The organism is Methyloversatilis discipulorum (genome assembly GCF_000385375.1).
Classification (GTDB): Bacteria; Pseudomonadota; Gammaproteobacteria; order Burkholderiales; family Rhodocyclaceae; genus Methyloversatilis; species Methyloversatilis discipulorum_A.
In genome coordinates, this window is record NZ_ARVV01000001.1 from 3246664 (window position 1) to 3261589 (window position 14926).

Sequence of the window (14926 nt, forward strand, 5' to 3'; positions counted from 1 at the left end):
ATGACGGACGCAGCGCGAAGCAGTGATCCGTCATTTCATCACATCCGCCGCGACGCGGGCCAGCCCGCGCAGCACCAGATTGTCGACGCGGCGATGGGCGCAGGTCAGATAGGGCGACAGCGCCTCGGCACCGCCACCCGACAGCAGGATGGTGGCATCGGCGCCCAGCCGCGCCTGCACGCGCTCGATCAACGCCGCCTGGGCGCCGGCGCAGCCGTTGTGGATGGCGTCATCGGTATTGCGCGGCCACTCGACCGGCGCACCCTGTGCGTGCGGCAGACCGGCCGTGTTGCGCGCCAGCGACTCGAGCATCAGGTGCAGGCCAGGCAGGATGTAACCACCGAGAAAGCGGTCGTCGGCGTCGAGCACGTCGACCGTGGTGGCGGTACCCGCGGTCGCCACCACGAGCGGACCGGCCGCCAGCGTGCGCGCGCCGATCAGCGCCGCCCAGCGGTCGGCGCCGAGGCGCGACGGTGTCGCATACATATTGGTGATGCCGCAGGCGGCCGACTGCGACTGCACGCGATGCGCCACACAACCTTGCGGCAGTGCGGCGCGCAGCGCGGCATCGACCGCGTCACCGGCGACGCAGGTATAGACCGCGGCCGTCGCGTTACGCCAGGCCGAGGCGAGCGGCGCGCCGTCGATATCGGCGACGTCGATGCCCGATTCGCTACCCGGTGCGTCACCCTGCAACCACGCCCATTTGATCCGGCTGTTGCCGGCGTCGATCAGCAGCACCATGGACTCAGTTCCGGACCGGTGCGCGCAGCGACACATCGCCCGCCAGCACGCGCTCTATGCGGTCACCACAGTCGAGCAGCAGTGCGCCGTCGGCATCGGCACCGATACACAAGCCGCCCAGCGCGCGCATTTCACCCTCGACCTCGACCGCGCAGCCGGCATGCAGATTGAGTCGGTTCCAGCGTTCGACGAAGGCAGAGAAACCCTGCGCGGCGAATACCGGCAGTGCTGCGGCCAGCGCGTCGAGTGCGGCGGCGGCGATGCGCAGCCAGTCCTGCTGCCGCGGTGTGCCGTCGAACAGCGCGGCCGGTGGCAGCGCATAGTGGCCGGACGGCGGCGGCGCCAGATTGATTCCGACGCCGATTACCGCGTCGGTGTGTGTTGCCGCCGACGCCAGTTCGATCAGTACGCCGCCCAGCTTGCCGGCGCCTTGCCCGTTTGCGCGCATCAGGTCGTTCGGCCACTTCAGTGCCAGCCCGTCGAAACCTTGCGCCGTCAGCGCCTCGGCCAGCGCGACGCCGACCGCCAGGCTGAGGCCGGACAGCCGGTCGGCGCGGCCGTCGAAGCGAACGCGCAGCGAGAAGGTGAGGCTGTCGCCGGGCTGCGCCGTCCAGCTGCGGCCGCGGCGGCCGCGGCCGCCGGTCTGTGCCAGCGCAAACAGTGCGCACGGCACGCCGTCGCGGCGCTCCAGCAGGTCGCTGTTGGTGCTTCCGGTGCGCGCACAGACATCGACGCGCCAGTCGGCAGGTACGGAGGGTGCGCGATCGCGCAGTGCTTCGGCGAGAGTGGCGGCGTCGTCGGCAGTCATGCGGCGGATTGTAGCTGCGCCGCCGGGCCGACGCCCGGCTGCGACCTCACTCGCTGTCGCCGTCGGCGTCGCGCCCGCCTTCGATGTTCAGCTCCTGGATCTTGCGCGTGATGGTGTTGCGACCGATGCCCAGCAGCTGCGCTGACTCGATGCGGCGGCCGCCGGTACTGGCCAGCGCGCGGCGGATCAGCGTGCGCTCGAACTCCTGCACCAGATGGTCGAACAGCGCCGGCTGCTTCAGCGCGATCAGGCGATCGACCTCGGCGGCGAGCGAAGCGACCCAGTCGCCAGTCACTTCGCGCGCCGGCTGGGCGCGCAGTTCGGCCGGCAGGTCCTTCACGTCCACCGTCTGGCCGGGCGCCATGACGGTGAGCCAGTGGCACAGGTTCTCCAGCTGGCGCACGTTGCCGGGGAAATCCAGCCCCTGCAGGTAGCGCATCGCCGGCTCGGACAGGCGCTTGGCATCGACGCCCAGTTCCTGCGCGCTCTTCGTCATGAAGTGCTGGGCCAGCAGCACGATGTCCTCGCGCCGCTCGCGCAGCGGCGGAATGCGCAGTCGGATCACGTTCAGCCGGTGGAACAGATCCTCGCGGAACAGCCCCTGCTTCACCCGGTCTTCGAGGTTCTGGTGGGTAGCCGCAATCACGCGCACATTCGACTTGATCGGCGAATGGCCGCCGACGCGGTAGAAGTGGCCGTCGGACAGCACGCGCAGCAAGCGGGTCTGCAGTTCCGGCGGCATGTCGCCGATTTCGTCGAGGAAGAGCGTGCCGCCGTCGGCCTGTTCGAAGCGGCCGCGTCGGGTCGCGGTAGCGCCGGTGAAGGCGCCGCGCTCGTGGCCGAACAGTTCTGATTCGAGCAGGTCGCGCGGAATGGCCGCGGTGTTGATCGCGATGAAGGGCGCTTCGCGGCGCGGACTGTGCCGGTGCAGCGCGCGCGCCACCAGTTCCTTGCCGGTGCCCGATTCGCCGTTGATCAGCACGGTGGCGTGACTCTGCGCGAGCCGTCCGATGGCGCGGAACACGTCCTGCATCGACGCCGCCTTGCCGAGGATTTCCGGCGCCATGTCGGCTTCCGCCGGCGCCCCACCCTGGTGCATGCTTTCTTCGATTGCACGCCGGACGAGTTCGATCGCGTGATCGACGTCGAAAGGCTTGGGCAGGTATTCGAAGGCCCCGCCCTGGAAGGCGGCGACCGCGCTGTCGAGATCCGAATACGCCGTCATGATGATGACCGGCAGACTGGGGTGACGCGCCTTCACTTTCTCCAGCAGGGACAATCCGGACTCGCCCGGCATGCGGATGTCGGAAACCAGCACCTGCGGCTGGCCGCCGGCATCGAGTGCGTCGAGCGCCTCCTGCGCGGTGGAATAGGCTTCAAAGGGAATGGACTCGCGTGCAAGGGCCTTTTCCAGCACCCATCGTATCGAGCGGTCGTCATCGACGATCCAGACCGGATTCATGGTTTCTCCGTCGTGCCCTGCTTGAAGGGCAGAAGTATTGTGAAAACTGTGTGGCCGGGCCGGCTCTGCACCTCGATGGTGCCGTGGTGCTGGTGCACGAAGCTCTGCGCCAGCGTCAGCCCGAGGCCGGTGCCGCCATCGCGGCCGGACACCAGCGGATAGAAGATGCGATCGAGCAGTTCCTCCGGGATGCCGGGGCCGTTGTCGATCACTTGCAATTCGAGTGCCAGCTTGTGGCGCCGCTTCACCAGCGTGGCCTGACGGTAGGCGCGCGTACGCAGCCGGATCACGCCGTCGCCCTGCATGGCCTGCGCCGCGTTGCGGGCGATGTTGAGCACCACCTGGATCAGCTGTTCGCGGTCGGCCACCAGATCGGGCAGGCTGGTGTCATAGTCGCGCTGCACCGTCACCTTCGGGAATTCGGCACCGATCAGCAGGCGCACGCGTTCCAGCACCTCATGCACGCTGACCGAACTGACCTGCATCGCGCGGTGCGAATGCAGCAGCCGGTTCATCAGATCCTGCAGCCGGTCCGATTCCTTGATGATGACCTGCGTGTACTCGCGCTGGTCGGGCCGCTCAAGCTCGCCCTCGAGCAGCTGTGCGGCACCGCGGATACCGCCCAGCGGATTCTTGATTTCATGCGCGAGGTTGCGGATCAGCTCACGGTTGGCCTGTTGCTGCTGCAGCAGCTGTTCCTCGCGCGCAACGCGCAGTTGCTGGTCGATAGGCCGGAACTCGAGCAGGATGCGAGCGGCATCGGCATGCACCGGCGACACCGTGCAGTCGAGCTGCAGCGGACCGCCGAGCAGACGCTGCACCGTGAGGTTGTGGCCGGTATAGCTCCAGTCCTTGGCCAGCGCATTGTCCAGTGCGGTGTCCAGGCCGTGCTCGGGGCCGATCAGGCGTTCGCAGTGCTTGCCGACCAGCTTGGACGAACTGACCGCGAACAGGTTTTCCGCGGCCGGATTCAGATAGACGATGTTGCGTTCCGCGTCGAGCAGCGCGACCGCACTGGCGAGAAGTTCGAGCCCGTTGAAGCGGTCGGGCCAGACGCGGGTGGGGGTACGGGGCGAGGGCAGGCTCATGGCGCCAGATTACGCAAGAAGCGCGCCAGGGCCGATGCGCCGGAGCGCACAGGACGCTCAGGGCAGTTTGGAAATCTCCTTGCGCAGCGCGTCGACGTTGCGTTCGTGCAGAGCGACATTGTCCTTGAGCCCCTGGATGCGATCGAGATACTTCTGGTAGTTGCGCTCATCGCCCAGTCGCACCGCTTCGCCCTCGGTGAGCGCCTTGCGCGCCGCTTCGAGATTCTTCGTTTCGGTGTCGAGCTCGGCTTCGAGTATGCGCCGGCGTTCGCTGTCGCGCGCCTTCTGCTGGTCGCCGCTGACGCTCGGGAAGCCGCCTGACGGGGCTGCCGGCTTGGGCGTAGTCGCCGCCGGCCCGGGCACCGAACTGACCGGCATTTCGCTGGACAGCAGCTTGCAGCCGCGCGCACGCGACTTGTCGTTGGTATAGGTGACGTGACCATCGGCATCGACGCACTTGTAGACGTCAGCCGATGCCGGCAGCGCCGCAAGCGCGGCCGCGGTGGCAATCAGGATGCGGTTGAAACCTCGGAACATGTGGGTCACCAGAACGGATCGGGTCATTGCCGGGCGAGTGTAGGACGCCCGCCCGCGCAGTGACAATGAAAAAGGACGGCAAGTTGCCGTCCTTTTTCTCGGGCCGGAACGCACATGCCGTCCCGACCTTCAACGCCACGCGTGCGGCTTGCGCCGACACGCGTTCCGGAAAACCGGATCAGAGGCTGTAGTACATGTCGAACTCGACCGGGTGGGTCGTCATGCGGGTGCGGTTGACTTCGCCCATCTTCAGCTCGATGTAGGCAGCGATGAAGTCTTCCGAGAACACGCCACCCTTGGTCAGGAAGGCGTGATCGGCTTCCAGCGCGGCCAGGGCTTCGTCCAGGCTGGCGCAGACGGTCGGGATGAGCTTGTCCTCTTCCGGCGGCAGGTCGTACAGGTTCTTGTCGGCCGGGTCGCCCGGGTGGATCTTGTTCTGCACGCCGTCCAGGCCCGCCATCATCAGCGCGGCGAAACACAGGTAGGGGTTGGCCAGCGGATCCGGGAAGCGGGTTTCGATGCGACGAGCCTTGTCCGACGCGACGTGCGGGATGCGGATCGAAGCCGAGCGGTTGCGCGCCGAGTAGGCCAGCTTGACCGGTGCTTCGTAGTGCGGAACCAGACGCTTGTACGAGTTGGTACCCGGGTTGGTGATCGCGTTCAGCGCCTTGGCGTGCTTGATGATGCCGCCGATGTAGTACAGCGCGAACTCGGACAGGCCGGCGTAGCCGTTGCCCGCGAACAGGTTCTTGCCGTCCTTCCAGATCGACTGGTGCACGTGCATGCCGGAGCCGTTGTCACCGACGATGGGCTTGGGCATGAAGGTCGCGGTCTTGCCGTAGCTGTGGGCGACGTTGTGCACGATGTACTTCAGGGTCTGCGTCCAGTCGGCGCGGCGGACCAGCGTGTTGAACTTGGTGCCGATCTCGTTCTGGCCGGCGGTCGCCACTTCGTGGTGATGCACTTCGACCGGGATGCCGACGGCTTCCAGTGCCAGCACCATGGCGGCACGGATGTCGTTGTGCGAATCGACCGGCGGAACCGGGAAGTAGCCGCCCTTCACTGCCGGACGGTGACCGGTGTTGCCGCTCTCGAACTTCTCGCCCGACGACCAGGCGGCTTCTTCCGAGAAGATCTGCACACGGCAGCCCGACATGTCGATGTTCCACTCGACGCTGTCGAAGATGAAGAATTCGGGTTCCGGACCGAAGTAGGCGGTGTCGCCCAGGCCGGAGGACTTCAGGTAGGCCTCGGCACGCTTGGCGATCGAGCGCGGGTCACGGTCGTAGCCCTTGCCGTCCGACGGTTCGACCACGTCGCAGCTGATGACCAGCGTGGTTTCGTCGAAGAACGGGTCGATGAAGGCGGTTTCCGGATCCGGCATCAGCAGCATGTCGGAAGCCTGGATGCCCTTCCAGCCGGCGATCGACGAACCATCAAACGCGTGACCTTCGGTGAACTTGTCTTCGCCGAACGCGCTGATGGGCACGCCGACGTGCTGTTCCTTGCCACGGGTGTCGGTGAAACGGAAGTCGACGAACTTGACTTCCTTTTCCTTGATGATGTCGAGAACCTGCTTCGCGGTGGTCATGAATCTCTCCTACGAGGTATGTATGTGCAACAGTCGGCTTGAAGGGTCACGACGAGCCGTCGCCGGTGTCCGACGACAGCTCCGGCGCAGCCATGGCGAACGACCCCATCGAGGGTACGCCCCGGCTGCGACTTTTCCTGCTGCGCGGCCTGAAGCAGAACCCGTGCCACGCGATCATTTCAACCTTGTGATTGTGCCACATGCGGGCTTGCGGCCGGTGACATGCACAAAACAGGCGCAGCGATGCACCAACACAGGGATATCGACAAACACAGAGCACCACTTTGGTGCTTGCCTGCCCACGGGAAAGGCGCGCTATATACTTCTGCCCATTCAATAGATGGGCGCACGCCATGGCAACACTCGGACAAATCCTCGGACTCGCGCGCGAGCGCGCGCAGCAGCTGCAACTGCCCTATGCCGGCGCGGTCACACCGGCCGAAGCATACGAACTGTTGAAACTGGCCCCCGGCGCCCGCATCGTTGACGTGCGCACGTCGGCCGAATGGCAATGGGTGGGCGAGGTGCCGGATTCGGTGCAGATCGAATGGAATATGTCCAACGGTCAGCGCAATCCCGATTTCCTGACCCAGCTGAAGCACCAGGTCGATCCGGAGGCGCTGGTCATGTTCCTGTGCCGCAGCGGCGGACGTTCGCACGGCGCGGCCGCGGCTGCCGCCGAAGCCGGTTACAGCAACGCCTACAACATCCTCGAAGGCTTCGAGGGTGACGCCGACGCCAACGGCCACCGCAATACGGTCGGCGGCTGGCGCAAGGCCGGACTGCCCTGGCACCAGGGCTGAACGCAGTTCAAGGACACCCCATGCAAGTCGCCACCATCAGTTTCGACCGCTTCAACACACTTGCCGACGAACAGGCGCAGGCGCGCATCCTCGCCGCGCGCGAAAAGCTGGGCAAGCGCGCGGTCATCCTCGGTCACCACTACCAGCGCGAGGATGTGTATCGCCACGCCGATCTGACCGGCGACTCGCTCAAGCTGTCGCGTCTGGCCAGCCAGACCGATGCCGAATACATCGTGTTCTGCGGCGTGCACTTCATGGCCGAGGTGGCGGACATCATGTCCAAGCCGGAGCAGATCGCCATCCTGCCCGACCTCGCCGCCGGCTGTTCGATGGCCGACATGGCCAACCTCGCCAAGGTCGAGCGCTGCTGGCGCGAACTGCGCGGCCTGCTCGGCGACGACCCGGACAACACCTTCACGCCGGTCACCTACATCAACTCGGCGGCCGATCTGAAGGCCTTCTGCGGCGAGCACGGCGGCATCGTGTGCACCTCGTCGAACTGCGGCAGCATTCTCGAATGGTCGCTGGCGCGGCGCGAGAAGGTGCTGTTCTTCCCGGACCAGCATCTGGGCCGCTGGACCGGCTACAACATGGGCATTCCGCTTGAGGACATGCTGGTGTGGGACCCCGACCTGGAGAACGGCGGCCTCACCGCCGAACAGGTGGCGAAGGCGAAGATCCTGCTGTGGAAAGGTCACTGTTCGGTGCACCAGATGTTCCAGCCCTCGCACATCCTGCGCTGGCGCAACCAGAATCCGGACGGCATCGTCATCTCCCACCCGGAAAGCGCTTTCGAGGTGTGCCGCCAGTCGGATTTCGTCGGCTCGACCGAATACATCCTGAAGACGGTGAAGGCCGGCGCGCCCGGTACCAAGTGGCTGGTCGGCACCGAACTGAATCTGGTGAACCGCCTCGCCGACGAAGTAAAGCACGAGGGCAAGACGGTGCAGTTCATGGCGCCCACCGTGTGCATGTGCTCGACCATGCAGCGTATCGACCCGCAGCATCTGGCGTGGACGCTGGAAAACCTGGTCGAGGGCAATGTCGTGAATCGCATCAGCGTGCCGGCGCACGAAGCCGTGCCCGCCAAGCTCGCGATGGACCGCATGCTGGCTGCCTCGCCATAAGGTCTTCCTCATGGACTGGATGCAGGCCTGGGAACTTGCCAGCTATGTCGTGACGACACTGGGCCTGCCGCTTGCCGTCATCACCTTCATCTATCAGCAGCGGCGCGAGCGCGACAACGAAGACGAAGAGGCGTACCAGATGCTGTCCGACGCCTACATCGACTTCCTGAAGATCGTGCTCGCCAACCCCGACCTGCCGCTGCGCGAGAACCATGCCCCGGAGCAGCTCAGCGAAGAGCAGCGCCGGCGCATGCAGACCATCCACCAGATGCTCATTTCGCTGTTCGAGCGCGCCTATCTGGTCGCCTGGACCGACGAGCCCGACGGGCTGGCTGCTCGGCGCTGGGCCTCGTGGGACGACTACATGCGCGAGTGGCTGGCGCGCGACGCCTTCCATGCCGAACTGCTGATGCTGCTGCGCGGCGAGGACCCGGCATTCTGCCGCCACATGTTGAAGCTGGCCGACGAAGTGCGCGGCCACCCGCTCACCTCATGACCGAACTGCGCATCTGCACCTGGAACATCCACAAGGGTTTTTCGCAGTTCAATCGCCGCATGGTGATCCACGAACTGCGCGAACGCCTGCACGCGTTCGGCGCCGATCTGGTGTTCCTGCAGGAGGTGCAGGGTCAGCACCACGGCCACGCCGAGCGCCACGCCGACTGGCCGACCGAGCCGCAGTACGAATTCCTCGCCGACCAGATGTGGCCGGCCACCGCCTACGGCCGCAACGCGGTCTATGACCACGGCCACCACGGCAACGCCATCCTGTCGCGACACCCGATATCGCAGAGCGGCAATGTCGACGTGTCGGCGCATCGTTTCGAGCAGCGCGGCCTGCTGCACTGCGTGATCGAACCGGACGGCGCCCACCGCGTGCACGCGCTGTGCGTACACCTCGGCCTGACCGCGCGCGGGCGACGCCAGCAGTACGCGATGCTGGCCGAGCACATCCGTCGCACCATCCCGGCGGAGGACGGCCTCATCGTCGCCGGCGACTTCAACGACTGGTACAACCGGGCCGAAGAGCAATGGTCGCGCGCGCTCGGTCTGCATGAAGCGCACAGCGTGATACACGGCCGCCCCGCGCGCAGCTTTCCCGCCGCCTTTCCGCTGCTGCGGCTGGACCGCATCTATGTGCGCGGCGTCGACGTACGCGAGGTGAAGCTGCACTCCGGTCCGCCCTGGTCGCGCGTATCCGATCACGCCGCGCTGACCGCACGTCTGGTCCTGCCGGCGCGATGACCCGTCTGCTGCCTGGCAACGACATCCAGCTGCTGGTCTGCGGCATGCAGTACTTCCCGGCGCTGGAAGAGGCGATCGACCGCGCGCACAGCGAAATCTTCCTCGAAACCTACATCTTCGACGACGACGACACCGGGCGCCGCATCGCCACGGCACTGGCACGCGCGGCACGACGGGGCGTGCGGGTTCGCGTGCTGGTCGACGGATTCGGCGCGCGCGACTTCGAGGACACGCATCAGAGCGCGCTCGAAGCCGCCGGCGTGCATGTGCTGATGTTCCGCCCGGAGGTCGGCCGCATGAGCTTCCGCCGCAACCGACTGCGCCGCATGCACCGCAAGATGGTGGTGGTCGACGCGCAGACCGGCTTCGTCGGCGGCATCAACATCATCGACGACATGCACACGCCCGGTCACACGCCGCCGCGCTTCGATTACGCGGTGCGCGTGCGCGGGCCGCTGGTGGCGCGCATGCATCTCGAATGCCAGAAGCTGTGGGAGCGCGTCGCCTGGGCGACGCTGCAGTTCCGGCCACGCCTGCCGCGCACCAGCCGCTACGCCAACCGTCACACCGGGAAGATGCGTGCGGCGCTATTGGTGCGCGACAACCTGCGCCACCGGCACGACATCGAGAACGCCTACCTGCAGGCGATAGACGGCGCCTTCGAGGAGGTGCTGATCGCCAACGCCTACTTCCTGCCCGGTCGCCGCTTCCGCCAGGCCTTGATCGCCGCCGCCGCGCGCGGCGTCAAGGTGACGCTCATCCTGCAGGGGCGTGTCGAGTACGCGCTGCTGCATTACGCCTCGCAGGCGCTGTATGGCTCGCTGCTGTCGCAGGGCATACGCATCTTCGAGTACAGGCGCAGCTTTCTGCACGCCAAGGCGGCGGTGGTCGACCAGCACTGGGCAACCGTCGGCTCCAGCAACATCGACCCCTTCAGCCTGATGCTGGCGCGCGAAGCCAATATCGTCGTGCACGACATCGGCTTCGCCAACGAACTGCGGCAGAGCCTGCGTGCCGCCGCCCGCCACGGCGGGCGCGAATTGCGGCATCGCCAGTGGAAGACCCGCCCGCTGCACGAGCGGCTGCTGCGCTGGATCGCTTACGGCATGGTGCGGCTGATGATCGGTCTGGCCGGCGAACGGGTGAGCCGGCACATGCTGCGCAAGAAATAGCGCGCTTTCAGCATGATTTCAGCTTCGTTCCCTACACTGGGGACATGAACCTGAAACGCATCGCACTGTTCGTATTGCTGCCCGTCACCGCCGTCGTATCCGCCGCCGGTATCGCGCTGCTGCACGCGCCCGACACGCAGGCCGGCGAAGACCACCTCAAGGCGCGCGCACTGAGCCAGCGCGGCGACATCCTGCCGCTGGAGAAGATCGCCGAGCGCGCGCGCGCGGAAAAGCCGGGCAAGCTGATCGATATCGAACTCGAACAGAAGAAGGGCATCTGGGTGTATGAAGCCGAGATACTCGACGACGCCGGTCGCGTGTGGGAACTGAAGCTGGATGCACGCACCGGCGTACTGCTGGAAATGGAGCAGGACGACTGACATGCGCCTGTTGCTGGCCGAAGACGACGAAACGCTGGTTGCCGGACTGAAGCCGCTGCTCGAACGCGCCGGCTACGCGGTCGACGTCGCCACCGACGGCGTGTTCGCACAGCTGTCGGCGGAAGCCATCGACTACGACCTCGTGATACTCGATCTCGGCCTGCCACGGCGCAACGGCGTCGAGGTACTGCGCCAGTGGCGCGACGCGCGGCGCGCGATGCCGGTGGTGGTGCTGACCGCCCGCGACACCTGGCAGGAGAAGGTCGAGGTGCTCAACGCCGGCGCCGACGACTATGTCTGCAAGCCCTTTCACAGCGAGGAACTGCTGGCGCGCATCGCCGCCGTGCTGAAGCGCAGCGCGGCGCGCCGCACGCCGGGCCCGCTCGTGCGCGGCCCACTGCGGCTCGATGAAGCGACGCAGAGCGCCGCACTCGATGGCGGCGCGCTGATAGAACTGAGCAGCATCGAGTTCCGCCTGCTGCGCTGCTTCATGCTGCACGCCGGCCAGGTGCTGTCGCAGCAGCGCCTGAACGAACACCTCTACGACCATGCCACCGATCACGACAGCAATGTGATCGAGGCCCACATCACGCGCTTGCGCCGCAAGATAGGCCGCGACTGGATACAGACGCGGCGCGGTCAGGGCTATGTGTTCGACGCTCCGGAGGCGCCGTGAAGTACGCGCTGCGCACCCGTCTTGCCGCCGGCCTGGCGATCAGTTTCGTCATGCTGGCCGGCCTGCAGTGGCTGCTCGCCGGCATCGCCATCGAACGCCTGCTCAAGGCGCAGCTGGCGCAGCGACTGGAGCGCGACGCCGAGAACCTGCTGGCCGCACTCGACGGCGAAGCCGGCGCACCGCTGCAGCTCGACGACGCACGCGTGGGCGGCGAATACCGACAGCCCTTCTCCGGTCATTACTTCCGCATCGTGATCGATGGCGGTGACGACATTTCGTCGCGCTCGCTGTGGGATCACAGCCTGGCCCTGCCGGCCGCCGGCAGCGAACGCATCGCGCAGAGCGAGGCTGCCGGCCCGCAGGGACAGTCGCTGTGGCTGCTGTCGGCGCGCTACGAAAAGCGCGGCCAGTCGGTGCGCATACTGGTTGCCGAAGACCTGTCGGCGCTGCGAACCGGGCTGCGCGAGTGGCATCTGCTGTATGGCGTGCTGACGCTGGTCGTGGTCGCGCTCGTGCTGGCCGTGCAGCAGTGGGTGGTGCGCCGTTCGCTGGCGCCGCTCGATACGCTGCGCGCCCAGATGCAGGCGCTCGAACGCGGCGAGCGCGAGCGGCTCGACGTCGCGCTGCCGGACGAGATCGCGCCGCTGGTCGATCAGTTCAATACGCTGCTCGGCATGCTGCTGCGCCGCTCGCAGCGCTCGCGCGACGCGCTCGGCAACCTCGCCCACGCGCTGAAGACGCGGCTGGCGGTGCTGCTGCAGGTCGCCGAGTCGCCGGCGATGGCGGCCCACCCCGAACTGCAGCAGCGCATGACCGACAGCACCGAACTGATGCGCCGCGCCATCGAGCGCGAGCTGCGGCGCGCCCGGCTGATGGGCGGCACCCACCCGGCCCGGCGCAGCGACCTGCGCGATGCCGCCGGACGGCTGGCGGCCACGCTGGCCATCCTGCACGGCGAACGGTCGCCGGACATTGCGCTCGACATGGCCACCGACATCACGCTGGCGATGGACGCGGAAGACCTGATGGAGCTGCTCGGCAACCTGATGGACAACGCCTGCGCCTGGTGCCGCAGCCGCGTGCGACTGTCGGTCGAACGTGGCGCCGACCTCAAGCTGGTGATCGAGGACGACGGCCCGGGCTGCGCGCCCGAACAACTCGAATCGCTCAGCGCGCGCGGCTTCCGCGCCGACGAGACGAAACCGGGCCACGGTCTCGGCCTGTCCATCGTGCGCGACCTGGTCGACAGCTATGGCGGCGCACTCGAGTTCGGACCGTCACCGGTCCTCGGCGGACTGCGCGTCACCGTGCATCTGCCGGCACGCATGGCGCTTGATGCGCCCTCAACCGAAGGAGAACGGACATGAAGAAAGCCCTGATCGCGACAACCACCCTGCTCGCCGCCCTGCTCACGCCGCCGGTCTTCGCCGACGACGACGATCTGCCGAAGATGCGCGCCATCGCCGAGGCGATGAAGCTGATCTCGCTGGAGGAGGCGACCGCCAAGGCGCTCGCCGCCAAGCCGGGCACGGTGATCGAAGCCGACCTCGAACGCCGCTTCATGAGCGACGACTACGACTACGAGTTCGAACTGATAGACACCGCGGGCAAGGAGTGGGACGTGCACATCAACGCGCGCGACGGCTCGGTGCGCTCGATGCGGCGCGACTGGTTCGACTGAGCGCTCGACCGGCGGGCGGACGTCCTGCCGCAGTGCACGCTGACCGTCCGTATGCGCTGGCGCACAATACCGGTTTTCAACGCAGGCTCCGAAACCGATGAACGCGCCCACCGATACCCTCACCCACTGGATAGACGGCCAGCGCAGCGCGCTGGACAGCACGCGCAGCGCCGACGTGTTCGACCCGGCGCACGGGCGGGTGGCGCGGCAGGTGCTGCTGGCCTCGGACGCCGACGTCGGCCGTGCAGTCGCCAGTGCCGCTGCCGCCCAGCCGGCCTGGGGCGCACTGGCACCGCAACGACGGGCACGCGTGCTGTTCCGGATGAAGGAGCTGGTCGAGCGGCACAGCGCCGACATCGCGCGACTGATCACGCGCGAGCACGGCAAGACCTTCCCGGACGCGCAGGGCGAGGTGCAGCGCGGACTGGAAGTGATCGAATTCGCCTGCGGCGTTCCGCAGTTGCTCAAGGGGCAATACTCCGATCACGTCGGCGGCGGCATCGCCAACTGGAGCCAGCGCATGCCGCTCGGTGTGGTCGCCGGCATCACGCCGTTCAACTTCCCCTTCATGGTGCCGATGTGGATGGCGCCGGTCGCGCTGGCCTGCGGCAACAGCTTCATCCTGAAGCCGTCGGAACGCGACCCGTCGCCGTCGCTGCTGACCGCCGAACTGTTCCGCGACGCCGGCCTGCCGGACGGCGTGTTCAACGTGCTGCAGGGCGACCGCGTCGCGGTCGATGCGCTGCTCGCGCACCCGGACGTGCGCGCGGTGAGTTTCGTCGGCTCAACCCCGATCGCCCGCCACATCTTTGAAACCGCCGCGAAGCACGGCAAGCGCGCACAGGCGCTGGGTGGCGCGAAGAACCATATGGTGGTGATGCCGGATGCCGACCTCGACCAGGCGGCCGACGCGCTGATCGGTGCCGCCTACGGCTCCGGCCGGCGAACGCTGCATGGCGATTTCGGTCGCGGTCGCGGTCGGCGACATCGCCGACGCTCTGGTCGAGGCAGTGCGCACGCGCGCGCAGAAGCTGAACATCGGCGACGGCGAAGCCGACGGCACAGACATGGGTCCGGTGGTGACCGCGGCGCACCGCGAACGCATCGTGTCGCTGATCGACGCCGGCGTGGCCGAGGGCGCGCAGCTGGTGCTCGACGGTCGCCGTCACACGGTGGCCGGCCGCGAACAGGGATACTTCCTCGGCGCCACGCTGTTCGATCGCGTCACGCCGGCGATGCGCATCTGGAAGGAGGAAATCTTCGGCCCGGTGCTGTGCGTCATCCGCGCCGCAAACCTGGCTGATGCGATCGCGCTGGTGAACAGTCACGAGTATGGCAACGGCGTGTCGCTCTACACGCGCGACGGCGCCGCCGCACGCGAATTCGGCCAGCGCATCGAAGCGGGCATGGTAGGCATCAACGTCCCGATCCCGGTGCCGATGGCCTGGCATTCCTTCGGCGGCTGGAAGCAGAGCCTGTTCGGCGACCTGCACGCCTACGGCGAAGAAGGCGTGCGCTTCTACACCCGCTACAAGAGCATCATGCAGCGCTGGCCGGACAGCGGCTCGAAGGGGCCGGAATTCGTGATGCCGGTGAACTGAGCGCTCAGGCC

General features: G+C 67.0%; 17 protein-coding genes and 1 pseudogene. 12 read left to right on the top strand and 6 right to left on the bottom strand.

From position 1 onward, the window contains the following. Nucleotides 1-30 precede the first annotated feature (30 nt). From METRZ18153_RS0115220 to glnA, 6 genes are all read right to left on the bottom strand, one after another. On the bottom strand, nt 31-744 hold the full coding sequence (locus METRZ18153_RS0115220) for a type III pantothenate kinase (protein WP_020165539.1): 714 nt from the start codon (nt 742-744) through the stop codon (nt 31-33). Nucleotides 745-748: 4 nt separating this feature from the next. Continuing rightward, entirely contained in the window at nt 749-1552 is an 804-nt protein-coding gene (locus METRZ18153_RS0115225; RefSeq protein ID WP_020165540.1) for a biotin--[acetyl-CoA-carboxylase] ligase, read from the bottom strand. A 46-nt stretch (nt 1553-1598) separates the two neighbouring features. Beyond that, the gene (gene ntrC, locus METRZ18153_RS0115230) at nt 1599-3014 is read right to left on the bottom strand and encodes a nitrogen regulation protein NR(I) (RefSeq protein WP_019917186.1); all 1416 of its coding nucleotides are present in this window, start codon (nt 3012-3014) and stop codon (nt 1599-1601) included. Further along, a complete protein-coding gene (gene glnL, locus METRZ18153_RS0115235) occupies nt 3011-4102 on the bottom strand; it encodes a nitrogen regulation protein NR(II) (protein WP_020165541.1) in 1092 nt (363 codons plus the stop codon). Before glnL ends, ntrC begins: the two co-directional genes overlap by 4 nt. Before the next feature lie 57 nt (nt 4103-4159). Continuing rightward, complete coding sequence (locus tag METRZ18153_RS0115240) at nt 4160-4639, bottom strand: DUF4124 domain-containing protein (RefSeq protein WP_020165542.1); 480 nt, start codon at nt 4637-4639, stop codon at nt 4160-4162. Between the two features lie 178 nt (nt 4640-4817). Next, on the bottom strand, nt 4818-6230 hold the full coding sequence (gene glnA, locus METRZ18153_RS0115245; RefSeq protein ID WP_020165543.1) for a type I glutamate--ammonia ligase: 1413 nt from the start codon (nt 6228-6230) through the stop codon (nt 4818-4820). 38 nt (nt 6231-6268) lie between these two features. Between glnA and METRZ18153_RS21000 the strand changes: the two genes are divergently transcribed. From METRZ18153_RS21000 to METRZ18153_RS21325, 12 genes and pseudogenes are all read left to right on the top strand, one after another. Next, the gene (locus METRZ18153_RS21000; RefSeq protein WP_020165544.1) at nt 6269-6421 is read left to right on the top strand and encodes a hypothetical protein; all 153 of its coding nucleotides are present in this window, start codon (nt 6269-6271) and stop codon (nt 6419-6421) included. 162 nt (nt 6422-6583) lie between these two features. Further along, the gene (locus METRZ18153_RS0115255; protein ID WP_020165545.1) at nt 6584-7033 is read left to right on the top strand and encodes a rhodanese-like domain-containing protein; all 450 of its coding nucleotides are present in this window, start codon (nt 6584-6586) and stop codon (nt 7031-7033) included. A 20-nt stretch (nt 7034-7053) separates the two neighbouring features. Then, complete coding sequence (gene nadA, locus METRZ18153_RS0115260) at nt 7054-8160, top strand: quinolinate synthase NadA (RefSeq protein ID WP_020165546.1); 1107 nt, start codon at nt 7054-7056, stop codon at nt 8158-8160. A gap of 10 nt (nt 8161-8170) precedes the next feature. After that, nucleotides 8171-8656, top strand: a complete 486-nt coding sequence (locus METRZ18153_RS0115265) for a hypothetical protein (protein WP_019917177.1) — start codon at nt 8171-8173, stop codon at nt 8654-8656. Beyond that, entirely contained in the window at nt 8653-9405 is a 753-nt protein-coding gene (locus METRZ18153_RS0115270; protein ID WP_020165547.1) for an endonuclease/exonuclease/phosphatase family protein, read from the top strand. Before METRZ18153_RS0115265 ends, METRZ18153_RS0115270 begins: the two co-directional genes overlap by 4 nt. Beyond that, nucleotides 9402-10577, top strand: coding sequence for a cardiolipin synthase ClsB (clsB, locus tag METRZ18153_RS0115275; RefSeq protein WP_020165548.1), 1176 nt, complete (start codon nt 9402-9404; stop codon nt 10575-10577). The genes METRZ18153_RS0115270 and clsB overlap by 4 nt, the downstream gene beginning before the upstream one ends. Before the next feature lie 44 nt (nt 10578-10621). Then, nucleotides 10622-10957, top strand: coding sequence for a PepSY domain-containing protein (locus METRZ18153_RS0115280; protein WP_020165549.1), 336 nt, complete (start codon nt 10622-10624; stop codon nt 10955-10957). Between the two features lies 1 nt (nt 10958). Beyond that, a complete protein-coding gene (locus METRZ18153_RS0115285; RefSeq protein WP_020165550.1) occupies nt 10959-11633 on the top strand; it encodes a response regulator transcription factor in 675 nt (224 codons plus the stop codon). Beyond that, nucleotides 11630-13000: an ATP-binding protein gene (locus tag METRZ18153_RS0115290; protein WP_020165551.1), complete on the top strand. Its 1371-nt coding sequence runs from the start codon at nt 11630-11632 to the stop codon at nt 12998-13000. The genes METRZ18153_RS0115285 and METRZ18153_RS0115290 overlap by 4 nt, the downstream gene beginning before the upstream one ends. Then, nucleotides 12997-13314: a PepSY domain-containing protein gene (locus METRZ18153_RS0115295; RefSeq protein WP_020165552.1), complete on the top strand. Its 318-nt coding sequence runs from the start codon at nt 12997-12999 to the stop codon at nt 13312-13314. The genes METRZ18153_RS0115290 and METRZ18153_RS0115295 overlap by 4 nt, the downstream gene beginning before the upstream one ends. Nucleotides 13315-13411: 97 nt before the next feature. Beyond that, nucleotides 13412-14188 (top strand): annotated as a pseudogene (locus METRZ18153_RS21320) (aldehyde dehydrogenase family protein); the annotation flags it as partial. Between the two features lie 79 nt (nt 14189-14267). Beyond that, nucleotides 14268-14915, top strand: coding sequence for an aldehyde dehydrogenase family protein (locus tag METRZ18153_RS21325; RefSeq protein ID WP_020165556.1), 648 nt, complete (start codon nt 14268-14270; stop codon nt 14913-14915). Nucleotides 14916-14926: the final 11 nt, after the last annotated feature.